Consider the following 23,292-nt stretch of genomic DNA (forward strand, 5'->3'; position numbering starts at 1 on the left):
CGTTAATGATAAATGTAATAGCTATTACGCTAACTGTCAACATGAGTCGACCGACTGAACCTCAAAAGAAAGCTGAGTTGCTCGAAAAGTGCCTGGAGGTGGCCATTGAGACGGGTGCGCTAGACGCTAGCATTAACGCGATCGCCAAACGCATCGGCACCAGCGGGCGCATGCTGGTCTACCACTTTGGCTCGAAGCAAGAGCTAGAGCGCCAGGTAATCGCCCGGCTAGAGGTGCGTCTGCGCGCCCAGCTACAGTCGCTGCAAAGCACAGCTGTCGCAGATGCCGATACCGTTGCCGAGTCTCTGCTGGCGATGTGGCAGCAATTTACCACCCCAGAGATGCAGGGCTGGCTGAAGCTGACGATGGATCTCAACCTGCGGGCCATGCAGGGAGATGCCGAAACTCAACAGTTTCTAGAGCGCGAAACCCAGCAGTGGATTGAGTCACTGACGGCGCTGACGGGGGATGAAGCGGTGGCGCGATCGCTATTTCACCTATTTCAAGGGGCCACCCTCGACTTTTTGACTACCGGCAACGCCCAGCGCGGCGAGCAGAGCATAAAGGCATTTTTGGAAGGCATGCGATTCTCCTTTGAAGAGGCTGCGCCAACGCCCTCCAAGGCCGGTCTTTGACCTTCGCCAGACAAGGCCTAACCCTGCTCCTGGTCTAAGTCGATTTTGAGGGTGAGCCGTAGGGGCAAAAACAGCTGCCAACGAATGGCGATCGCACGGATGCCAAAAATTACCCCCATCGCGATCAATCGACAGAAAGGAGAGGGCATCAGGTGCAGCAGCGCCACATAAAGCATACCGCCCAGCACAATCGGCGTCGCATACAGCTCCCGCGACAGCAGCAGCGTCGGCCGATGGGTCACCACATCGCGAATAATGCCCCCGGCAATGCTGGTAATCAGGCCCATCACCACCGCCACCGCCGCCGAATGCCCAAAAGCTAGGGTTTTGTCGATCGCCTGCACCGCAAACAAAGCCACGCCCATGGCATCTAAATACGACAGCAGGCGCAGCGGTAGTTTAAGAATGAAGCGAATGCCTAGAAATGTGGCAAACGACGCGCCCATAGCCACCCAAAAAGCCGTCAAATCCTCTAGCCAAAACACCGGCACATCGAGAATCACGTCCCGCAGGGTGCCGCCGCCGATCGCTGTCAGCAGCCCCACCACCACAATGCTGAAGATATCGAGACGCTGCCGGGCCGCCGACAGCACCCCAGAGATGGCAAACACCGCCACCCCCGCCTGGGCTAGAACATATTCCATGGGGTTCTCCAACGCGGGAGCTTCTCTCCAAGCAAGAAGCTCTGCTGATTATCCCCTACTGCCCCGGTCGGGCTCGGCCCCAAGAGAATGGTGAATGAAAAGCCGCCCGGCGGCGATCGCCTCCTCGCTGCTAGGGTAAGTTTCGCCGTCATTGAGCACGGCCATCTCTGGGTTAATCACCCAGCAGCGGTAGCCCAAGCCTTGGTGATAAGTCACCCCAGCTACCCAGTCAGGGAATACCGAAACATGAATTAAACGACTGTTATCCATCGGTATTGGCCCCTTCAGCCTGTCATTCGACGCCTGTGAAACCCCGGCCTGTGCGCTCCGCTAAGCGAAACCCACGCGTCAGCTCAACCACTGACTTATCTATTAGGGGCGGCTCAATTTGGTTCAAGTGTACTATACTAATTAGACGAAGACAATGGACTTACAGCCAAGTCATAACCCCACTTCACTACAGCGTTTTTCCCCCAAGGGCGACTACCCTTCTAGGCTGAAGTGGGGTTTACTAAGGTCATCTTCCCGGCTCTCGCCCCAAGCCCACTCCATTCCGTTCACCCGATTCACCCCCAGGCAGCTATGGCATCTAAAAACAACGCAGGCTCCGAAAAGCAAAAGGCCCTGACCATGGTGCTCAGCCAGATTGAGCGCAACTTTGGCAAAGGGGCAATCATGCGCCTGGGAGAAGCCAGCCGCATGACGGTCGAAACCATCCCGACGGGAGCGCTAACGCTGGATTTGGCTCTGGGGGGCGGCCTGCCCAAGGGCCGAGTGATTGAAATCTATGGCCCAGAAAGCTCCGGTAAAACCACCGTCGCTCTCCATGCTCTGGCAGAGGTGCAAAAAAACGGCGGCGTAGCGGCCTTTGTAGACGCTGAGCATGCCCTCGACCCCGTCTATGCCAGAGCTCTAGGGGTCAACATCGACGAGCTCTTGATCTCTCAGCCCGACACGGGCGAAATGGGTTTGGAGATAGTCGATCAGCTGGTGCGCTCTGCCGCCGTCGATGTGGTGGTGGTTGACTCGGTAGCCGCCCTGGTGCCCCGCGCCGAAATTGAAGGTGAAATGGGCGATGCCCACGTGGGCTTGCAGGCCCGCCTGATGAGCCAGGCGCTGCGCAAAATTACCGGCAGCATTGGCAAGTCGCAGTGCACTGTGATCTTCTTGAACCAGCTGCGGCAAAAAATCGGCATCTCCTACGGCAACCCAGAGGTTACTACGGGCGGTAACGCGCTCAAATTTTATGCCTCAGTGCGCCTCGACATTCGCCGCATTCAGACCCTCAAAAAGGGCACCGAAGAGTACGGCATTCGTGCCAAGGTCAAGGTGGCTAAGAATAAGGTGGCACCACCCTTCCGCATTGCCGAGTTTGACATTCTCTTTGGCCAGGGGATTTCGACCATGGGCTGCCTGGTTGATTTGGCTGAGCAAACCGGCGTGATTGTCCGTAAGGGGGCCTGGTATAGCTACGGTGGCGACAACGTTGGCCAGGGCCGCGACAACACAGTGCAGCGCCTGATCGAAGACGCCGACTTTGCCGCCAAGGTGGAGGCCGAGGTGCGCGAAAAGCTGGCCATTAACGGTGCCCCTGTCACGGTCGAAGAGCCCGAGGACGATGCCGAAGCCCCTGATGACGCTGCTGAAGCCCTACTTGAGGATGAATAAAGCTGTGGCCAGCGGTGGTTGTTCAACCGCTGGCTCTCACCGGGGGTAGTGACGCTTGAGCACCGCTCGGGGGAGGATGGGGCTACGATTACTACGTTTTCCCTATGGATGCTCCCTCCAATCGCGCTAACTCGGGCACGGGCCTGGCTATTGCCACTGCGATCGCGATCGCAGCTGCGGTGGTGTTTAACACCCTCTTCAACCGCTTCCCGCCTGGGGGGCAAAACGTGGGTCAAATCGCCAACACGGTTTTGGAGGGGGTGCTAATTACTCCCGCCAACTACGCTTTTGCCATCTGGGGAATTATTTACCTGGGCCTGTTTGCCTACGCGATCTATCAGTTTCACCCTGAGCGGCGGCGGGAGCCTCAGCTCCAGCAGGTCAATAAGCTGCTAATTGTGGCCTGCGTGGTTCAGACGATCTGGATTGTGCTGTTTTCTCTCCAGCAGTTTGGCTGGTCCATTCTGGCCATGCTGGGCATTTTGATTCCCCTGATTGGCATTTATCTGACGTTGAATATTGGTCTAGATGGTCAACGACCAGCGTTGGGCCATCGTGTTTCTCGCCGCCGCCGCTGGATGGCGCACATTCCCTTTAGTCTCTACCTAGGTTGGATTGCGGTGGCCACCATCGTCAACGTGGCCTCGGCCCTCTACGCTTCAAGCTGGAGCGGTTGGGGCATTTCGTCGGTGACCTGGACGGTGGCCATGATTGTGCTGGCCGCCATTGTGGCTGAAGTGGTGATCTATCAGCGCGGCGACATTGCCTTTACTCTAGTGTTTGTCTGGGCGTTGGTAGCGATCGCCGTGCGCCAGAGCGATATTCCCGCCATTCGCTGGATGGCGCTGATCGCGGCGGGGGTACTGGTGCTTTGGCTGACTTCAGTAAAACAGGGCTGGCCGAAGCGATCGCAGGAGTAGTTGCCGCCATCGCTAATGGAACCGCCTATTCCCCTAGGCCCAACCCGAAGTCAAACCCAGTGGAATAATGGGAGGGTAGCGTTTTTCGCTACAGACCTTTTAACCGCCTTCCCATGACCCCTGAATCCGACTCAATGCAGCCCTGGCTTTCGCTCAAGCGGCTTTTTCTGATAATTGTGACGGCCCTGGTGGGGCTGGTAGTGGTGCAATCGCTGCTGAGTAGCTGGAATGAACCCCAGGTGGCGAGCCAGCTCCAGCTGTATCAAACCGACCTGCTGCTAGAGGGTAGCGCCTGGAAGGGAGAGGGGTTGCCCGAAGATCAGTGGCCGGTGATCCGCGAGGGCCTGCTGGGCAAAGACCCCGTGGACAACGCTAAAAAGCAGTATGAAGAGGTGCGGGAGGGGGCCGTTGAGGGCATGGATCGCTGGCAATCGCAGACAGCCCCCGCCGATTCCCTAGCCAATGGCCCTAACGCGGGTAAGCCCCTGGCCCGACGGCTGCAAAGCGCCCTAACCCAACAGCAGGCGCTCATCCATCGCCTCGACCTGCGGCTGGGCTTGATGGATGCTTACCAGGGCCAGCCTGAGGCCGCCCTGGAGCGCTGGCAACAGGTGCGCAACAGCGACACCGCCCCTGCCCCAGTGGTGCGCACCGCTGATACCCTGATTCGCCTCTGGCAAGACGGTGACGTGCTCCCCGAGGATGAAGCCTGGCTGGAGCAGGCGCTCAACGGCTGGTTTGAGTACCGTGCCCTCGACCGGCTCTACGGGGCGGAAGGTCGAGAGGGCGATCGCACTCAGCTCCAAACCCAGGAGCAAGAGACCGCTCAGGCCAAATTGGTCAAACTGGCTTTAGTAGGCGCATTGCCGACCTTTGGGGCGATCGTGGGCATCGGGCTGATTATTTGGCTGGTGGCCCAGCGAGTGCTGCGGGGCAGCCAGTCAGTGCTGCGCCAAAATGCCGACCGTGGCTGGGAGATTCCCTGGACGGGTGAAATCGTTTGGCAGGTGCTGATCGTCGGTTTTTTCTTTGTGGGGCAAATCTTTTTGCCCCTGGTGCTGGGCGGGCTAGGCTTCAGCAGCGGTAGCCTCAGCAGCCGAGGGCGGGCAATCTTTTCGCTGGTCTACTACCTGCTGATGGCGGCGGGGTCCTTGGCGGTGCTGTGGTGGTCAATTCGCCCCTACCGGCCGGTGCCGAAGGAAATGTTTAGCCTGAAGCCGTCGCGCTCTGGGCTGCTGTGGGGTCTTGGGGGCTACTTTGTGGCCGTGCCGCTAATGTTTGGCGTGGCCCTGCTCAACCAGCAGATCTGGCAGGGGCAGGGGGGCAGCAATCCGCTGCTGCAAACGGTGCTCGAAGAGCAGGATGGCGTGGCGCTGCTGGTGTTCTTTTTGACGGCGGCGACCGCCGCGCCCCTCTTTGAAGAATTTCTGTTTCGCGGCTTTTTGCTGCCCTCCCTGACCCGCTATATGTCGGTGGGCTGGGCGATCGCCCTCAGCGCCCTGATCTTTGCCGCCGCTCACCTCAGCCTGTCGGAGGTACTGCCCCTGACTCTGCTGGGGGCGATTTTAGGGTTTGTGTATACGCGATCGCGCACCCTGATCTCACCCATGGTGCTCCACAGCGCTTGGAACAGCGCCACCATGTTGGGTTTGTTTATTCTCGGCGGGTAGCGGCAGGATTTTAGCAGTTAGGCAACCCTTGTAGGTGCATCCTCTGAGAGGGTGCACCTACAAGGGTTCGGTCTTCAGAGCATAATAAGTAATATGTTTTCTCACACTTAACCTGTGCATAGACCATGGGTACCTCATCAAACAAGCGTCGAGTTTCAGTCACCATTGATGCCGGCTTGTTGGAAGCGATCGATCAAGTTTCTAACAATCGCTCAGCGGTGATCGAAGAAGCCTTGCGATTCTGGCATGTTCAAAAAATCAACGAGAAATTGAAGCAGTATTATCAAACCCAAAGCCAATCTGACCTAGACCACGAAGGGCAGTGGGCCGATTTTGCTTACCACCAGCTTGATGAAACTCTAGATCATGAAGGGCTTTAGGCGATGGCTGAGCCCTACCCCTTGCAAGGTCAAATTTATCTGATTAAAGCAATCCGTAGCCTAGGCGATACAAAAAAGCGGCCAGCGGTGGTGGTCTCAATCAATGTGCGCAACGAGCTGAGTCAAGCCGTGTTGGTAGTACCCTTCACTAGCGATACTCGCAGCGGCGAAACACCCACCCGCATCTTGCTCACAGCCGGTGAAGGAGGGTTAGAAACAGACTCTCTGGCCACCTGCGACCATGTGCTTGCCGTCCGCAAAGCCTATTTAGAGCAAGGCCCCTACGGCAGCATCAACCCCCTGGCGCTGCGGCGTATTCAGCAGGGAATTCAAATTGCCATTGGCATCTATCCTGTCGGCGCTATCATGGCCCCATGATCACCCTTCTCCACCTCTCCGACATCCACATGGGTAGCGGGTTTGCCCACGGTCGCCTTAACCCCGAAACCGGCCTCAACACCCGCTTAGAAGATTTCATTGCCGCCCTCACTCGCTGCATCGATCGCGCTTTAGCCGAGCCGGTCGATTTGGTGCTGTTTGGCGGCGATGCCTTCCCCGATGCCACGCCGCCGCCGCTAGTGCAGCAGGCCCTGGCCCGCCAGTTTTGTCGGCTGTCGGCAGCGGGCATTCCCACCGTGCTGCTGGTGGGCAACCACGACCAGCATGCCCAGGGCCTGGGCGGAGCCAGTCTATCGATCTACAGAACCCTAGGCGTGCCGGATGTGGTGGTGGGCGATCGCCTCGAAACCCACCGCATCGACACCCGCAACGGCCCGGTGCAGGTGGTCACCCTGCCCTGGCTGACCAAATCGACCCTGCTGACCCGCCCCGAAACCGAGGGCTTCTCTATGGCCCAGGTCAACGAGCTGCTGCTCGATCGCCTGCGGGTAGCCCTAGAGGGCGAAATTCGCCGCCTCGACCCCGCTATTCCCGCTGTTTTGCTGGCCCACGCCATGGTCGATACCGCCACCTACGGGGCCGAGCGATTTTTGGCCACCGGGCGGGGCTTCAATATTCCCATGGCAATGCTGGCCCGCCCCTGCTTTGACTACGTTGCCCTGGGCCATGTGCACCGCTACCAGGTGCTTTGCGAACAGCCGCTAATGATTTACCCCGGCAGCATTGAGCGGGTTGACTTCAGCGAAGAAGCCGAAGAAAAAGGCTATCTATTGGTTCAGGTGAGTAAGGAAAACACCCAGGCCGAGTTTTGCCCCCTACCCGTGCGCCCCTTCAAAACCATTCAGGTCAACCTCACCGAGGCCGAGCATCCCCAGGCTCGGCTGGAGCGGGCGATCGCCAAAGCCGATATCACCGATGCCGTGGTGCGCTGCCTCTACACCCTGCGCACCGACCAGGTTGACCAAGTCGACCAGTCTGCCCTAGAGACTATTCTGGCCGACGCCCACACCTACACCCTGCAACCCGAGCTGAAGGCTCAAACCAACCGCAGCCGCCTGCCCGAACTAGGCACAGACAGCACCCTTGACCCGTTGTCAGCCTTGGGTACCTACCTGGCCAACCGCGACGACCTCAGCGACCTAGCCGAGGCCATGATGACTGCTGCCGCTGCCCTGATAGCCGACGAAACCGAGGTTGACCTGCCCCCTGAGCCCGCCGACATAGACCTAGATGACTTGGATAACCTGGTGCTTGAAGAAACCGCCCAGCAGCTGCGACTGCTCTAGCCATCGTCTTAACCGACTGTAGAACCGCCCCTTGCAGTACCATTGAGCCCAGACCTTGAGCCCAGTGGAATTCTGTCTGCCCATGAACGAGGGCGAGTACCAACGCCGCATTAGCTACCGCTTGTTGCTGACGACCCTGTGGGCAACCCTGCTGCTGCTAGCGGTGCAAGCCATTGGTGGGTGGGCCAGCCAGTCGTTGACCCTGCTGGCCGAATCGCTGCACACCCTAGTAGACGGGTTTAGCACGGTACTCAGCCTGGTGGCGGTGACTTCGCCCCAGCGGCAGATGGGCCGTGAGGTGTGGGGCCATGGGCGCGCTGAGGTGGCAGGTACCCTAATCTTGTGCGTTTTTTTGGGGTTTACCGGGGTCAGTTTGCTGCTGATTGCCCTACGTCAGTTGCTTAGTGGCCTCACTGGAGGGGCAACCCCATTTCCTGTAGCGATCGACTCAGCCGTGCTGCGATTTACGGCGGCGATGGTGATTCTCAATGTGGCCCTGGGTATCTACGCCAGCTACCAGTCTCGCAGCCTCAGCAGCCAGGCCCTCAAGCTCAACACGCGCCACTTTTTAGCTGATGCCTGGTTGAGCATTGTCATGGTCGGGGTGCTGCTGGCGATCTGGCAGGGGCAGCGCTGGCTCGACCCGGTCTTTGCCCTGGTGCTGCTGCCCCTAGTGGGCCGCAGCCTGTGGCGAGTACTCAACGAACAGCTGCCGATGCTGCTGCGCCCGACGGCGATCGCCCCCGAAGCCATCTCCCACATTGCCACCCAGGTAGAGGGTGTCACCCGCTGTACCCGCATTCGCTCCCGGGGTATGGTGGGTCGCCAGGTATGGATTGAGATTCATCTGGTGCTGCACCCCGAGTTTGTGGAATCGGCAGAAATTATCGGCGAGCAGATCGATGCCCAGCTTCGCCACCGCTATGGCCCCCTCCGTACCCAAGTCTGGGTTGAATCTGCTCGCCCCTACCAGGACGCGTTTATGGAGCCAGGCATGCCGAATTACTTGCCGCCCTCGTCGAACGGTGGCGGTAGTGACTGGGGATAGAAGGTTTTAGATTGGCGATTTTAGTTTTTGGTCAGAGCGGTCCGACTTAATTAATGAACTAACCGGCTAACCCATCGCAAATTGATTATCTAAAGCCAAAATTCTCTTGCGCCTACAGGCCTGGATTTGGCCCACTCTGCATCGGCCCTAGGTAACGGGTCAAGTAGGGCGAAAACACCTCATAAATCAGCGTCAATGGCTTGCCCCGATGCCAAAACAGGTAGTGGCGGCCCCAAAACGGCCCGGCCTGGCCAAAGGCTTCTTCTAGGGCTGGCGAATCGCCGTAGTAGATGCCCTGAATGTCGCGGTAAAGCTCAGTGCGCAGGCGGGCCAGGCTAGCCCAGATAGGCAATGACTTGTTTTGCAGGTACTCATCGACATGGCTGGCCTCCCACCAGGAAGCGGCGTAGGCCAGCCGCTGACCCGAGGCGGTGCGCAGCCACACCTGGCGGCGCAGGCGGGGACCAGGCACCACGCGAATGATGTCGGGGGCACCGTCGAGATCCATGCCCACCGGGGTCATGTCGATGACATCGACCTCGGTGCGATCGCGTGTCAACAGCTGCAAATGACGAGTGGGCGAACCATCTCCCAGCAGTAAAATTTGCCAGGCGGGAGCAAGCTGGTCGTGGGGCAGACCTTTTTGTACGGTGGGCTGCCCGGCCTGCCAGCGGGGGGCAAGGGCGTGCCAGTCGCTGGGCACCGCCGGGTCAATGATGGGCTGTAGGGCAGAGGCCAAGGGTGTTACAAAAATTCATGTGTTAATTCTATGCTATCGCGACAGCCCAACCCTTTCCATCCGAATCTGAAGAATCGGCGCAAGCTACAGTGGGTCAGTTCAACACAATGTTCACTACTGGGGGAGTGCGCCACCATGGCGGAGGGAATCAAACTAGCGGTCAACGGTACTTTAATGCGGGGTTTGGCGCTGAACCCCAACCTGCTCAACGCCGGGGCCAAGTTTCTCTACGAAGCGGCCACTACTCCCCACTACCGCCTGTGGTCCATCGACGATGTTCACCCGGCTATGGTGCGGGTTAGTCAGGGGGGCATCGCCGTAGCGCTAGAGGTGTGGCAGGTGCCTACCGATGGGTTGGTGCAGGTGCTGTTGCAAGAGCCGCCGGGGCTGAGTATTGGCAAAGTGCCTTTATCTACCGGTGAAACGGTGCTAGGCGTGCTGGGTGAACCCGTGCTATGTGAAGGCCAGCGAGAGATTTCGGCCTACGGCGGCTGGCGATCGTACTGTGCCGCGCTAGAGCAAGAGGCAGTGCCCCATTCAAAGCTGTCTCAGTAGGGTGAACGGCTTTATTCTGGATGCACGCCAAGCCAGGGAAAAATTTGCTGCTCTAAGCGCGCAAATGCAGGTTAATAGGCTGGCAGGATTCAACGTTGAATCCTGCCAGCCTATTAACTCAATGCTCACATTCTTAGTCCCCGGGCTTGGGATTCGATTTGAACCCTACTCCACCGTCAGCAGAAAACGGCCGCGATCGCCTGCCTCGAAGCTGTTGACTATCACAGAGTAGGTGCCGTCGCGGGGTAGTGTAACCGCAAGTTCAGAATTGGTATTGTCGGGGCTGGCGTCGTCGTTTTCGGCGAGGCGGTTGCGACCTTCGTCGAGCAAAATCAGGTAGGTGTCGAAGTCAGGGCTCTCTAGCCGCAGGCGCACTCTCTGCCCTGCCCGACCTCTAAAGCTGAATTCTTGGTAGTAGGAGCCATCTTGCAGAGTGTCATCGCCCGGCCCCAAATTGCCCTGCTGCCGCAGTAGCGCACCGCTTGGAGCAGTCTGAGTAAGGCCACCCTGACCGCCGCCGGACTGGCTGAGCTGAAGCTGGTAGCGCCCCGCCTCTCCCTGGCCGTAGCTGTTGGCGAGAATAATATAAGACCCAGTGTAGGGAAGCTGCACCGAGATCCGGGCGCTGAGATCGCCGCCGCTGTCATCGTCTTGAACGGAAAAATCGTCGCGATCGGAGGCCAGCAAAATCAGGTAGGGGTCAACCTCCTGGCTGTTCATGGCGATGGTGACGGTTTGCCCCGCCTGCCCCTCAAACCGGTAGGGGTTGTAGAAGCTGCCGTCGGGCAGCACATTGCTAGTGTCGTTGAGCTGACCTTGCACCGTTGCGCCTAAGGCAATAGGGGCGGGTTCGCGGCTGGTGCGATCGGCGGGGGCTGAGGCTGTGGCCGTGCCCGATCGCACCGAGGCTAAGAACGTCTGCACCGCGTCGGTAGGGATGGCAAAGCCAATGCCCACGCTGCCGCCGTTGTCGCCAGTGGTGAAGATAGACGTGTTGACGCCGATCACCTGTCCGGCGCTGTTGAGCAACGGCCCGCCTGAGTTGCCGGGGTTGATGGCGGCATCAGTCTGAATCACGTTGCGATCGCGGTCAATGCGGCTGACAATGCCCACGGTGAGGGTGCCCTGCAACCCAAAGGGGCTACCGATAGCAAAGGCGCTCTGCCCTACCCGCACTGAGTTGGGGGGTGCTAGAGTCACCGTTGGCAGGTTCGTAGGGTTGCCCCGCAGGCGCACTGCTGCCAGGTCTAGCCGGTCTTGGCCGTAGCCCACTACATCGCCCTGGAAGCTGCGGCCGTCAGACAAGCGCACCGTCACCACGCGCTCAGTACCAACCACGTGGGCGTTGGTGAGAATTAGTCCGCTGGCGTCGACAATGCTGCCGCTGCCGCCGCCGTCGCGGGTATCAATGGCCACCACAGCCGGGCTGACCTGGTCGTATACCCGAATGGTGGTATCTTCATCGACAGGTGACTGAGCCAGCGCTGGGGTAGCCCCTAACGGGGTCAAGCGGACAGGGGCGATCGCCGTGATCCCCGCCAGTAGTGCCCCTAGAGCTAACGAACCCGATGCCAATCGCTTCACTGCTGCCTGTGCCATATAGTCCCTAAATATCCTGTAAAAACGCACTACCGAGTCGGCATGAGGTAGTACCTGATACCTACTATTTACCTAGCCTTCCCCTACTTTCAGGATATATCTCTGGGTAGAGGCGCACCTGTCTCCTCAGCCACTTTCGCGGCAGGCACCGTCGCTCCCACTACCTGGTTGCGTCCTTGGGACTTGGCTTGATAGAGGGCGTCGTCAGCAGCCTTCAAGACATCCACAGCTTGCCAGCCGTGGCCAGGAAAGCTGGCTACCCCCAGCGAAGCTGACAGCGGATTGAGGATCAGGCCGCTGTAGCTGATCTGGATCAGGCCTAGAGCCTGGCGAATTTCTTCAGCCCTTGCCATCGTGGCCTCGGGGGGTGACTCTGGCAGGATTAGAAGCATCTCTTCGCCCCCGTAGCGGCAGGCCACATCAGAACCGCGCACGCTATCGCGGAGGAGTTGCCCGACGGTTTCTAGGACGCGATCGCCCGCATCATGGCCGTAGGTATCGTTAAACTGCTTGAAATGGTCAATATCGAGCATAATTACGCCAATTGTGTGGCACTGACGCTGGGCTCGCTGTACTTCTCGGGTCAGGGTTTCTTCTAGGTAGCGGCGATTAAACAGCCCGGTTAGTGGGTCACGAATGCTCTGCTGCTGAAGAGTTTCGCGCAGGTGCAGGTTGGCCAGCGCCAGAGCGATCTGCTCAGCCACAGTGCGAGCCAACTGCTGCACTGGCTGAGATAGCTCGGAGGCACTGAGGTAAAACAGCCCTAGGGTTTGGCTCTGGGCTAGCAGCGGAATGCAGAGGGTAGTCAAGGCATGGGTGCCTTCGGCTTGGCCGCACCCCAGACTCAGGCAGTCGTGGTCAATCTGGTGCAGATGCTCCCCGCCCAAGATACAGCAGTCTGGAGGAATAAACTCGGTAGCTGATGCCCGCTGTGCCCCCCAGGTGGCAACCTGCTCAACGCAATAGTCGACGGCATTGGTCACCATGAAAATGCTGCCACTGCTGCCGGGAAACAGGGGTGCTACTAGGACACCTAAGGACTGGTAAGCGTCTTTGGCTGTCAGACAGGCCTGCAGAAAGTCGCTCATTTCACTCAACAGCCGCATTTGCTGGGTGTGCTGGTTGAGTTCGTCAACGCGGGTAGCCAGCTGCTGATTTACCTGCTGTAGGTCATGCTCTGACCGCTTGAGAGGAGTAATGTCGCTAAAGGTTACGGCAAAGCCATCGCCCAGCTGGACGGCCATGTTCTCAAACCAGCTGTGGATGCCATCATGGTTGTAGTGAAACTGACGCCGCACCGGGTCACCCGACTCGGTAACTTGTACGTAGAGGTCAAACAACCCATCGGTTTTGTTGCCAGGCAGTTCATCTAGCAGGCGCTTACCAATTAGGTATGCGGCGTTGCGTTTCGCCATTTTGCAGGCGGCAGGGTTGCTCAGTAACCACTCAAAATCCACAATGATGCCCGATTCATCGCGCACCGCTTTAAAGGCCATGATGCCGTCGAGAGAGCTATTAAGCACGCTAGATAGCTGCATTTTTGAGGTTTGCAGAGCGGCCTGAATAGTCACCATGGCAGTAACATCTAGATGACTGCCTACCACACGAATCACCTGCCCGGCAGTATTCTTTTGGCGAATGGCGCGGGAGAGAATGTGGACTGTAGAGCCATCTTTGTGATGAAACCGCTGGGTAATGGAGAACTGATCGCTGCGGCCACTGGTGTAGTCATCTACGAGCTGACGGACTGCCGCTCGGTCTTCAGCAAAAATTACTGATTCCCAGGCGGCAAAGCTGTTGGCTAGCTCGTGATCGGCGTAGCCCAACATCGCCTTCCACTGGGGCGAAAAGTAAATCTCTCCAGTGACCAGATTCCAATCCCAATAGCCTTCGGCAGAGGCTTGGAGCACTAGATCGAGCTGGTCTTTGGTGTTTTGCAGCTCTGTCTCAGCCTGTATGCGATCGCTGATGTCTCGGGCTGCACCATAAACAAGATGGCCTACAGGCACCGATCGCCACTCGATCCAGCGGTAAGAACCATTGCGGCAGCGATAGCGGTTGACAAAGTTAAGAATCTCCTGCTGCTGGGTCAGCGACGAGAGCGCTGCCAGGGTGGCGTCTATATCCTCGGGGTGCACATAGTCGATGTATCGGGTGCCCTGCATTTCCTGGGCTGAGTAGCCTAGGGTCCTTTCCCACTGGCCACTAAGGCGGTGGAAGTAACCGCTGGTATCGCCAATACAGAGCAGGTCAAGGGAAACTGAGAAGAAGCGATCGAGCTCTTCGACGGTGGTCTGGAGCTGAAGCTCGATCTGCTTGCGATCGCTAACATCGCGCACAATCACTAGGCACTGGTCTGTACCGCAGGGAGCTAAGCGCACTTCTTCGTGGCGAAGCTGGCCATGCTTTTCAAACTGGTGTTCCCAAGTTTGAAGCTCACCGGTGCTCAGCGCGCGCTCGACCCGCTGGAGCTGATGATGGAATAACTTGGGGGGCAAGACCTCTGACAGATTGTTTTGCACTGGTAAAAAAGTACCCGCCGCCGCATCGGCAGGGGGCAAAAAGCTAAAGCAGGTGCCATCGTGCCCCACGCGCAACAGCAGGTCGGGAATCGCTTCAATGATGGCCCGGTTGGTAGCCTCACTCTCGCGCAGAATGATCGTTAGCTGCTGCTGGTGAATTTCGGCCTGCTTGCGCTCGGCCTCACCGCGTTTACGCTCGCTGATGTCTTTGTGCGTTCCGATCACTCGCAGGGGCTTGCCGTCAGCATCCCACTCAATGACCTTGCCGCGATCGAGTATCCACCTATAGCTGCCGTCTTTGCAGCGCATGCGGTGCTCGTTTTGGTAGATCGGGGTTTCACCGCTAAAGTGCCGCTCTAGGTCGGCATAGCACTGGGCTTTGTCATCAGGGTGCAAGCGGCTATTCCGTTCGTCCAGGCTGCTGCCAATTTCATCGTCGGCATAACCCAGCATCACCTTCCACTGGTGGGAGAAAAATACTTCATTGGTCTGAGTGTTCCAGTCCCACAGCCCATCGCCAGAGCCTTCGATAGCAAACTGCCAGCGGGCTTCGCTATCTCGTAGGGCCGCTTCGGTCTGTTTTAGCTCAGTAATATTGATGCCAATGCCCCCTACCAAAGCGCTTTTAGCCCCGACTGCCTGCATGGGAAACTTACGCACCAGGTAAGTGTGAGCGGTGCCGTCGGGCAAGAGGGCCTGTTCTATCGTTTCTAGAACCACCTGGTGATCTAGCACCCACTGGTTGTTTTGGCGGTAGTTTTGGGCCAAAGCGGCAGAAAAGATGGCCTCGACAGACTGGCCCATGGCTTCCTGCTCGGTCAGATCTACCATCGCTAGCCAGGCCGGGTTGCCGTAAATCATCGTGCCTTGTTCATCGGTAATCCAGGCTAGAATCGGTGCGTGGGTCACAAAATCTTGAAACGGAGGCTGAAATGGTTCAGTTCCCTGGGGCTGCAAACAATTGAAGCTAGGCTGTGGTTCGCCACTGTCGCTATCCTGTAGCAGAACTTGGTGTTGGTTGTGATCTGCCTGCTGCAGAGTTGCCACCTGCCGTTTCAGGTCAGCGTTCTCCGCCTGTAGCTGCTGCACTAAGCGCCTTAGATCGTCCACCTCAGCCATGGCGCATCCAGATCTCCACACCCTATTGCCTATAGGTTTGTATTCCCTACTTTGAGAGCCAAGGTCGCCTTGACCAGGAAATTTAAAAAAATCTTTGGCGACAGTAACTTTCTCAACTTAGTAGCTAAGCTTCTTAATCGCGTAGTCTTTATCAATACTGCATTCTGTCTGCCTCTGATTGGGCAGGGCAACTCTTGTTTGTAACTAAGACACTACATTCGTTGCATCAGAGATACTGAAATCAACTTTGTATAAGTCTCGCTCTGCTCTGCACGGCCATCTAGGGAGAGGGTTTGAGCCTAGAATGCCTGAGGTTTTGTGTGGTAGGTTTGCGAGCAAATATTTGGTGAGGTTTTGATGGTTATGAATAAGCTAATAGCTAGCTTTTTGAGCGCAGCGCGCCAATCGTTGGGCAAACGTTTAGGCATCAGTATCTGTCTAGGCATCGCCCTAATAACTGCTGTAACCGTTTTGGGCTCAAGTCGGTTGGCTCCAGTACTCGCCACCGTGGCCGAAGCGCCCCGCCTGGTGCCTGCGATCTTAAACGGCAGCCCTGTGAGTGTGCTGTATGTGACTCGCAGCAGCGACACGGTGCTAACGCGTTGCTATCCAGAGTTTGAGCCATCCCTGACCCTGCGGGCTATGGGTAGTAATGCTGAGCAGATGGAAGGGGTGTTGACCTGCGTCAGCCGTCAGTAGAGTCTAGTAGAAGAACGGAGCGTAAAAAAACAGCCTTAAAAGCACCCCCAGAGGCTAGGCCTCTGGGGGTGCTTATGTTAGATGGGTTAAGTAGAAAGGTAGTCTTACTGACTTAAAGAAGGAGCCTTAAGCACCGGCAGGGCAGCGACGGGGGCTAGCCCTTCACTACTGGCTTCGGTAGCCACAAACACTTGACTTAGTCGAGCTGTGAGCTTTTGGGTGGTGGCGTCGTAGATTTGGGTCAGCATCTTGGGGTAAAACCCAAAGCCAATGATCGGCACTAGCAGGCAGGCAATGATAAACACCTCGCGGGGCTCGGCATCGGCTAGCACCTCGTGCTCGATCAACTCCTTATTCTCAGGGCCGTAGAAAATCTCCCTCAGCATCGATAGCAGGTAGATGGGGGTGAGAATAACCCCAATCGCCATGAAGATGACCGTAATCAGCCTAAAGGTAAAGCTGTAGGCATCGCTGGTGGCAAAGCCCACAAACACCATCAGCTCAGCCACAAAACCGCTCATCCCTGGCAGGGCCAGCGAGGCCAGCGAGCAGGTAGTGAACATGGCGAAGATCTTGGGCATCTTTTTGCCCACGCCGCCCATCTCATCCAGGATGAGGGTGTGGGTGCGATCGTAGGTAGCCCCCACTAAGAAGAACAGGCTAGCCCCAATCAAGCCATGGGAGATCATCTGTAACACCGCGCCGCTCAACCCCAGGTTGGTAAACGAAGCTATGCCAATTAGCACAAAGCCCATATGCGAGATCGACGAATAGGCGATCTTGCGCTTGAGGTTGCGCTGGGCGAAGGAGGTTAGCGCCGCGTAGACGATGTTGATACAGCCCAAAATCACCAGAACTGGCGCGAAATAGGTGTGGGCATCAGGCAGCATACCCAGATTCATGCGAATCAGCGCGTATCCGCCCATTTTCAACAGAATGCCCGCCAGTAGCATGTGTACTGGTGCCGTGGCCTCGCCATGGGCATCGGGCAGCCAGGTGTGCAACGGAATGATTGGCAGCTTGACCGCGTAGGCGATCAGAAACGCCCCGTAGAGCAAGAGCTGCATACGTAAGGGATAGACCTTCTCGGCTAGGGCGGTCATATCGAAGGTGATGGTATCACCGTAGAAGGCCATGGCCAGCGCCGCCACCAAGATGAACAGCGACCCGCCAGCGGTGTAGAGAATAAACTTGGTCGCGGCGTAGAGCCGCTTCTTGCCGCCCCAAATCGACAGCAGCAGGTATACCGGAATCAGCTCTAGCTCCCAAAACAGGAAGAACAGCAGCATATCCTGCACGGCAAACACGCCGATCTGTCCGCTGTACATAGCCAGCAGCAGAAAGTAAAAGAACTTGGGCTTGAGTGTCACCGGCCAGGCCGCCAGAGCCGCCAGGGTGGTGATGAACCCGGTCAGCAGCACCAGAGGCATTGACAGACCGTCTACCCCTAAGGACCACTTCAGATCGAGCTGAGGTACCCAGGTGTAGCTCTCCACCAGTTGTAGACCGGGCTGACTAAAGTCGTAGTTGAGGTAGAAGGCTGCCACAATCAACACAAAGTCGATCAGGCCCACCGACAGGGCATACCAGCGCACCGTCTTACCGTTGTCGTCGGGCAAAAACGGTATCGCTATACAAGCCACCAGCGGCAGCAGCGTAACGGTGGTCAACCAGGGAAAAGTCGCGAGGTCCATATCGTCGTTCTCGTCGCGTTCTGCTTAGGAGTGGATGAGTGGATGAGAAGGGGGGTGGATAGGAAAGGGCATTGGGGCAGGGAGTAGATAGGTAGAGCAGTTTAGAGAGTGTCGCGGCATCAAAACTCATCTACTCATCCACGCTCACACCCATCCACCCTCATGCCCTTACGTCACGCCCGACAGCAGCACCAGCCCCAGCACCGCGCCAAATACGATTAGTGCGTAGAACTGAGCCCGTCCATTCTCCAGGTACTTCAACCCTTCGCCCGTTACCAGGGTAACGAGGCCAGCTAGGTTGACGAGGCCGTCCACAATGCGGATATCGACTTCGAGCACCTGCTTGGCCAGCTTGCGGCTGCCCTGGACAAAGACAACCTCATAGATGTCGTCGATGTACCACTTGTTGAGGGAGAGGTTGTAGAGGAAGGGGATTTTGGCAGCGATCGCCCTCGGATCAATCGCCTTCGTGCGATACATCAGCACAGAGATGATGATGCCGACCGTGGCGATCGCCACGGAACTCCCCGCCATCAGCGCAAACTCGTTCCAGTCAAAGGCCTCTGCCGTCTCTACAGCTTCGATCACTTCCCCGGGGGGATGAATGAATGCCTCAAAGTAGTTGGCAAAGGGAGTACCAACCAGACCCACCAATACTGAGGGCACGGCTAGCGCCACCAGCGGAAAGACCATCGACAGCGGCGACTCGTGGGGTTCGTGGGCGTGGTGCCCATGGTCGTCGTGGTCGTCATGAGCGGTATCCAGAGTCAGCTCCTGGGGGTTCATCGCCCCTGGCCCGAGGGACATGCCCATCTTCTGGAACTGTGCCCGCTTTAGGTCGCGGCGAATGCCTTCGTCGTTGCCCCGAAAGCCGCCCTCAAAGGTAGAGAAGTACATGCGGAACATGTAGAAGGCGGTGATACCCGCCGTCAGCCAACCTACCGCCCAGAGGGCAGGGTTGACCGCGAAGGTGGCACCGAGGATTTCATCCTTTGACCAGAAGCCGGCGAAGGGGGGAATGCCAGAGATGGCCAGCGTGCCAATGAGGAAGGTAATGGCCGTGACGGGCATGTACTTGCGCAGGCCGCCCATCAGGCGCATATCCTGAGCCAGCACCGGGTCGTGGCCCACCACTGCTTCCATACCGTGGATGACGGAGCCGGATCCCAAAAACAGCATCGCCTTGAAGTAGGCGTGGGTCATCAGGTGAAATAGACCGGCGCTGTAGGCGCCAACGCCCATGGCCATGACCATGTAGCCCAACTGCGACATGGTCGAAAAGGCCAGCCCTTTCTTAATGTCGTTTTGGGTAATGGCGATCGTGGCTCCCATAAAGGCGGTAAACGCCCCGGTGTAGGCAATCACCGTCATCACCGTGGGGATGTGCTCGAACACGGGGTACATGCGGGCCACCAGGAATACCCCAGCCGCCACCATAGTCGCTGCGTGAATCAGCGCTGAGATCGGGGTGGGGCCTTCCATGGCGTCAGGCAGCCACACGTGGAGGGGGAACTGGGCCGACTTGGCCACCGGACCCAGAAATACCAGAATGGCAAAGATGGCAGCGACGCTTGCGGGCAGACTGCCCACATTCACCATGTCGGTGAGTCGTTCGCCCATAATTTCAAAGTCGAAGCTGCCGGTGGCCCAAAACAGGCCCAAGATGCCCAGCAGCAGGCCAAAGTCGCCGACGCGGTTGGTAACGAAGGCCTTTTGACAGGCATCGGCAGCGGGCTTGCGATCGTACCAAAAGCCAATCAGCAGGTACGAGCACATACCCACCAGCTCCCAGAACACGTATACCTGGAGCAGGTTTGGGCTAATTACCAGACCCAGCATAGAGGAGCTAAACAGGCTCAGGTAGGCGTAGAACCTCACGTAGCCTGGGTCGTGGGCCATGTAGCCATCGGTGTAGATCATCACCAGGAAGGCGACGGTGGTGACCACCACCAGCATCAGCGCCACCAGGTGATCGATGGTGTAGCCCATCTCGATGCGGAAATCGCCCGCCGAGGCCCACTCAAACATGGCCTGGTAGGGAGCGTGGCCCTGCCACTGGCTCCAAAAAATTGCAAAGGAAAGCACCATCGCCGCCCCAATTAGGGAGACGATGAAGATTGCCACCGGCTGCCGCAGCTTGCTAGTGGCCTCGCCGTAGGAGATTAGCCCGGTGCCAACTATGGCAGCCCCGATGAGCGGCAGCACCGGGATCAGCCAGGCGTATTGATAAAGTGTGTCTACAGAATCCATCTTGACTGCCTACTCCAAGAGCTTGCGTGAGTTGGCAAAAAACCGCTTACATTCTGACATACCCTTTCCCAAGGAAAAGTCGGTTTCGCAGCAAAGTTGAGTGAGTTGGGACGCGATCGCCGCCAGCTTGACCAACCTTAGAGCCTACCGAAGCCGTAGCCAAAGGCTGCCAAACCCTTGCCCCAGAACCATTCTGGAGACCCATTGGCTTTAGGGCGGGTTTCTTAAGAAAGATATCTAATTCTGCGAGTGATTGCTGGCTGAGAGCAAAATCTCAGCCTTAAGCCATAATCAGGGCAACCGCTGTTCTCTATAAATAGTTCAATGGCTAGCCAACCAACGATTTACTTGAGTCAGCCTCTAAAGAAATAGATTTTTTGGAATGCTATGAAGCTCTGGCTGGTCTGCTTTTTGATCTTGTTTTTTGGAGCCGAAGCGGTCCAGTGGTTTGGCCAGCTGCCCTGGGTGAGTAGTGTTGACCTATCGCTGCCGTTGACGGTTCTGGGAGGCATTGGACTGGCGATCGCATCCAACTATCGCAGCTGGCCCACCTTCGCCCCCCTGCCGACAAAGTCAGCGGAGCCCCCTTTGCCCAACCCTACCCCGCCCCCTACCTCCACTGTCACAGCCCCCGTCAATCCCAAGCTGAGCCGCAAGCCGGATACGATTTCCTTTGAAATCAAGAGACCCCCGACGAAAGGGTGATGGCGACAGGAAGGGAATGTTGAGGGCTGAATTCAAAACTCAACACTTAAAACTTTCTCCCCTACTCCATCACTCCCTACCTCCCCATATTCCGCTTCAGCTCCTCCAGCTCCTGCTCCGTCTCCCACCGCTGGAACGATTCCTCTACTGGATCCATTGTGTTACGGCCAAAGTCTTCAAAGGGGGGCTTGGCCCAGCCTGTATCCCAACTGGTGGTGCGCTGAGCGGATCGTTGAGCTTGAGTTTCGGCGATTTTGGCTTTGAGTTCGCGGCGGCGATCGTGAATTTCTTTTTGCAGGTTGCGGGTTTGCTCAATCTGTTCTTTGACGCCTTTCATCTGGCCCCAGTATTGGTTGCCCTGGCGCAGCAGGGCCGCCTCACGCTCTTGGGCAGCTTTGACCAAGTCAAGGCGGTTCGCGGCCTGGGCGTTTTGAATGCGGCTATGCCAACGTTGAATGTCTTGGGCTGTCGAGAGAATGCTGTCTTCGAGCTGCTTTTCGCGGCGCTTGAGGTCGCCCAGCAGGTGAATGGCATCTTGCTCTTGGCCCCGCAATTGGTCTTCTAAGCCCCATAGCTCTAGGTGGGGGTTAGCTTTGAGAAACTCATCGAGTCGGGTTTCAAGAAATTTGCTCAGGTCTTCAAAAATGCCCATGGTGTGACTCCTGCCGCAACGCCTTGCCTTTCAGAATAGCGGGTTAGCGGTGCGGGCGCTCCTCTAGGTAGGCATAGCAACCCGGCGAACATCCAAGCAGGGCCGTAGTCAATCTGGTTAGCCAGGGTCACATTTCAAAAGACCTGTGAGTGCTCAGAAGCTTGAATCGGAAAAACAATTATTAGGTATTCTGGTAAAACGTTATCAAAGTAAAGATGAGGACAAAAAGTTAAGCATGATTAGTTGTTAACAGCTTATAGCTGAGCTTTAACTGCCTTCGAATTCATCAAGCCATGTGAGCCTAATAATTATGATGCTAGTAAGGTAAGATGCTCTGTAAACTTGAGGAAAGGTGACTATTTTTATTTCTCTTTTTTGTATTTGATGAAAGTATTTTGCAGGGGCAAGATTTAATATGGAATTGACTATAGCTCAGCAACCACCGATAGATATCAACTCTGCTGCGGAAGCTCCAGCTGTAGCGACCATTCCCGAGCTTGTCATTATCCTAATTATTCTGCTTCTGATCGCAACGGTTGTTGCCCTCATCAGCCAGCGATTACGCATTTCTTACGTGACGGGTTTGGTGCTGGCAGGTTTACCCATTACAGAGGTCTTTTCTCGTCGTATTGGGCTAGACCCGTCATTAGTTCTAAATCTCTTTCTGCCAATTTTAATTTTTGAAGCATCAATCAATACAGATATCAGTCGCCTCCGCAGCACGTTTAAACCGATTGCGCTGCTGGCTGGCCCAGGATCTATTCTTTCTTCGGCAATTATTGCGACTTTAGTAAGGTTTGGATTGGGGCTAGATTGGATTCCGGCCTTGCTGATTGGGGTCATTTTAGCAAACACAGATACTATCTCAATGATTGCGGTCTTCAAAGAGGTTCGCGCACCTTCTCGACTGAGTACTATCGTGGAGGGAGAAACGCTGTTTAACGACGCAGCCGCTTTAATCTCATTTAATTTACTCTTGGTCATCTACGCGACGGGTTCTCTTTCCCCCGTGCAAGGCATCCGAGAGGTGCTTGTCGTTACCTTGGGTGGAGCACTAGTCGGAGGCATCTTAGGCTATTTGAGCCTGCCAATATTTACCCGTTTAAATGACCCCTTAAGCAGCCTACTATTAACCGTTGCACTAGCCTTGGGTACGTTCCAGATTGGTCAATCTTTGGGAGTGTCAGGCGCAGTAGCCGTAGTTATTACAGGGCTTGTTTTTGGCAATCTTGGCCTGCCGCGCAGTTCGTCAGCCTCGGATCGCATCACGTTGCTGAGCTTTTGGGAATACGCTGGCTTTAGTGTTAACACATTTATTTTTCTGCTCATCGGTATTGAAATTAACCCGTTGATGCTATGGGAAATTTTACCCTCTATCTTGTTCGTTATTTTGGCCTATCAGCTAGGGCGAATTGTTTCGGTTTACTTATTGTTGGCGGGCCTGCGCTGGTTCGATCGCCCTATTCCTATGCGCTGGCAACATGTATTAGTTTTAGGAAATATTAAAGGCTCACTCTCAATGGCGCTAGCCGTTGCAGTTCCCTTAACCCTCACTGGGCGAGACACAATCATTGAGGTTGTATTTGGTGCTGTTCTATTTTCTCTAGTGATTCAGGGGTTAGCTTTGCCTTGGCTGGTCAAGAAGCTCAAGATTAGCCATGTTTCTGAGCTGATGCAGGAGACGGGGCAGTTACAAATTCAGTTGATTGCTGCTAAAGCAGCGCAATCGGAACTAGGAAGTTTATTAAAGTCAGGTGTGTTAACTAAAGCTGTTTATGAAGAGCTTTGGGCTTCATATCAAACACGTGTTGCAGAGGCTGAGAGGCAGCTGCGTACGCTGTCTGGTCAACGGCGATCGGGTGAATTAGGCGGCGATCGCAGTGGGTTAGATGCTATTCGACGACGACTGTTTTTGGCAGAAAAAGGAGCGGTTAGCGATGCGCTCCGCAAACGAATCGTTCCGGACGATTTAGTGCAGCCATATATCAAGAATCTGGATGAAAAACTTCTGGCTTTAGAAGACGACTAGCAACGAGAACCTGCAAGATCATTAACTAAAGTTGAACCGTTAGATATAGAAAACCCTAATAGCGTTATAGACGCAGGAA

20 protein-coding genes are annotated in these 23,292 nt (G+C 56.4%); 12 read left to right on the forward strand and 8 right to left on the reverse strand.

What is annotated here, in order from left to right; translation table 11 throughout:
• Positions 1-41: 41 nt before the first annotated feature.
• Positions 42-635 (forward strand): TetR/AcrR family transcriptional regulator, encoded by a 594-nt coding sequence (locus NC979_RS13005; protein ID WP_190521970.1) that lies wholly within the window; start codon positions 42-44, stop codon positions 633-635.
• A gap of 17 nt (positions 636-652) precedes the next feature.
• On the opposite strand, the gene NC979_RS13010 is transcribed toward NC979_RS13005, so the two are convergent.
• Both NC979_RS13010 and NC979_RS13015 read right to left on the reverse strand, forming a co-directional pair.
• Complete coding sequence (locus NC979_RS13010; protein WP_190521972.1) at positions 653-1,279, reverse strand: trimeric intracellular cation channel family protein; 627 nt, start codon at positions 1,277-1,279, stop codon at positions 653-655.
• 48 nt (positions 1,280-1,327) lie between these two features.
• Positions 1,328-1,549 (reverse strand): hypothetical protein, encoded by a 222-nt coding sequence (locus tag NC979_RS13015; protein ID WP_190521974.1) that lies wholly within the window; start codon positions 1,547-1,549, stop codon positions 1,328-1,330.
• 312 nt (positions 1,550-1,861) lie between these two features.
• Between NC979_RS13015 and recA the strand changes: the two genes are divergently transcribed.
• From recA to NC979_RS13050, 7 genes are all read left to right on the forward strand, one after another.
• Entirely contained in the window at positions 1,862-2,947 is a 1,086-nt protein-coding gene (gene recA, locus NC979_RS13020; protein ID WP_190521976.1) for a recombinase RecA, read from the forward strand.
• 104 nt (positions 2,948-3,051) lie between these two features.
• Entirely contained in the window at positions 3,052-3,867 is an 816-nt protein-coding gene (locus NC979_RS13025; RefSeq protein ID WP_190521977.1) for a tryptophan-rich sensory protein, read from the forward strand.
• Between the two features lie 113 nt (positions 3,868-3,980).
• The gene (locus NC979_RS13030; RefSeq protein WP_190521979.1) at positions 3,981-5,537 is read left to right on the forward strand and encodes a CPBP family intramembrane glutamic endopeptidase; all 1,557 of its coding nucleotides are present in this window, start codon (positions 3,981-3,983) and stop codon (positions 5,535-5,537) included.
• 125 nt (positions 5,538-5,662) lie between these two features.
• Positions 5,663-5,917: a ribbon-helix-helix domain-containing protein gene (locus NC979_RS13035; protein ID WP_190521981.1), complete on the forward strand. Its 255-nt coding sequence runs from the start codon at positions 5,663-5,665 to the stop codon at positions 5,915-5,917.
• A 3-nt stretch (positions 5,918-5,920) separates the two neighbouring features.
• Entirely contained in the window at positions 5,921-6,295 is a 375-nt protein-coding gene (locus NC979_RS13040; protein ID WP_190521983.1) for a type II toxin-antitoxin system PemK/MazF family toxin, read from the forward strand.
• The gene (gene sbcD, locus NC979_RS13045) at positions 6,292-7,602 is read left to right on the forward strand and encodes an exonuclease subunit SbcD (protein WP_190521985.1); all 1,311 of its coding nucleotides are present in this window, start codon (positions 6,292-6,294) and stop codon (positions 7,600-7,602) included. The genes NC979_RS13040 and sbcD overlap by 4 nt, the downstream gene beginning before the upstream one ends.
• A 64-nt stretch (positions 7,603-7,666) precedes the next feature.
• The gene (locus NC979_RS13050; RefSeq protein ID WP_347403964.1) at positions 7,667-8,650 is read left to right on the forward strand and encodes a cation diffusion facilitator family transporter; all 984 of its coding nucleotides are present in this window, start codon (positions 7,667-7,669) and stop codon (positions 8,648-8,650) included.
• Between the two features lie 112 nt (positions 8,651-8,762).
• Here NC979_RS13050 and NC979_RS13055 read toward each other — a convergent pair whose 3' ends face one another.
• Complete coding sequence (locus NC979_RS13055) at positions 8,763-9,389, reverse strand: chorismate lyase (protein WP_190521987.1); 627 nt, start codon at positions 9,387-9,389, stop codon at positions 8,763-8,765.
• A 135-nt stretch (positions 9,390-9,524) separates the two neighbouring features.
• Between NC979_RS13055 and NC979_RS13060 the strand changes: the two genes are divergently transcribed.
• The gene (locus NC979_RS13060) at positions 9,525-9,944 is read left to right on the forward strand and encodes an allophanate hydrolase-related protein (protein ID WP_190521989.1); all 420 of its coding nucleotides are present in this window, start codon (positions 9,525-9,527) and stop codon (positions 9,942-9,944) included.
• 165 nt (positions 9,945-10,109) lie between these two features.
• Here NC979_RS13060 and NC979_RS13065 read toward each other — a convergent pair whose 3' ends face one another.
• Together NC979_RS13065 and NC979_RS13070 are read right to left on the reverse strand one after the other, a co-directional pair.
• On the reverse strand, positions 10,110-11,543 hold the full coding sequence (locus tag NC979_RS13065; protein WP_190521991.1) for a trypsin-like peptidase domain-containing protein: 1,434 nt from the start codon (positions 11,541-11,543) through the stop codon (positions 10,110-10,112).
• Between the two features lie 89 nt (positions 11,544-11,632).
• Positions 11,633-15,184, reverse strand: coding sequence for a PAS domain S-box protein (locus NC979_RS13070; protein WP_190521993.1), 3,552 nt, complete (start codon positions 15,182-15,184; stop codon positions 11,633-11,635).
• A gap of 363 nt (positions 15,185-15,547) precedes the next feature.
• Between NC979_RS13070 and NC979_RS13075 the strand changes: the two genes are divergently transcribed.
• A complete protein-coding gene (locus NC979_RS13075; protein WP_190521995.1) occupies positions 15,548-15,883 on the forward strand; it encodes a hypothetical protein in 336 nt (111 codons plus the stop codon).
• Positions 15,884-15,987: 104 nt separating this feature from the next.
• Here the strand turns inward: NC979_RS13075 and NC979_RS13080 are convergent, their stop codons facing one another.
• A complete protein-coding gene (locus NC979_RS13080) occupies positions 15,988-17,577 on the reverse strand; it encodes an NAD(P)H-quinone oxidoreductase subunit 4 (RefSeq protein WP_190521997.1) in 1,590 nt (529 codons plus the stop codon).
• Between the two features lie 168 nt (positions 17,578-17,745).
• Positions 17,746-19,827 (reverse strand): NAD(P)H-quinone oxidoreductase subunit 5, encoded by a 2,082-nt coding sequence (locus NC979_RS13085; protein ID WP_190522000.1) that lies wholly within the window; start codon positions 19,825-19,827, stop codon positions 17,746-17,748.
• A 387-nt stretch (positions 19,828-20,214) separates the two neighbouring features.
• Here NC979_RS13085 and NC979_RS13090 point away from each other — a divergent pair, with 387 nt between their 5' ends.
• On the forward strand, positions 20,215-20,532 hold the full coding sequence (locus NC979_RS13090) for a hypothetical protein (protein WP_190522002.1): 318 nt from the start codon (positions 20,215-20,217) through the stop codon (positions 20,530-20,532).
• 76 nt (positions 20,533-20,608) lie between these two features.
• On the opposite strand, the gene NC979_RS13095 is transcribed toward NC979_RS13090, so the two are convergent.
• Positions 20,609-21,184 carry a TIGR04376 family protein gene (locus NC979_RS13095; protein WP_190522004.1) on the reverse strand — a complete coding sequence of 192 codons (576 nt, stop codon included), beginning with the start codon at positions 21,182-21,184 and terminating at the stop codon, positions 20,609-20,611.
• 415 nt (positions 21,185-21,599) lie between these two features.
• Here NC979_RS13095 and NC979_RS13100 point away from each other — a divergent pair, with 415 nt between their 5' ends.
• Positions 21,600-23,213, forward strand: coding sequence for a cation:proton antiporter (locus NC979_RS13100; RefSeq protein ID WP_190522006.1), 1,614 nt, complete (start codon positions 21,600-21,602; stop codon positions 23,211-23,213).
• Positions 23,214-23,292: the final 79 nt, after the last annotated feature.

Source organism: Leptolyngbya subtilissima AS-A7 (assembly GCF_039962255.1).
In the GTDB taxonomy this organism is placed as follows: domain Bacteria; phylum Cyanobacteriota; class Cyanobacteriia; order Phormidesmidales; family Phormidesmidaceae; genus Nodosilinea.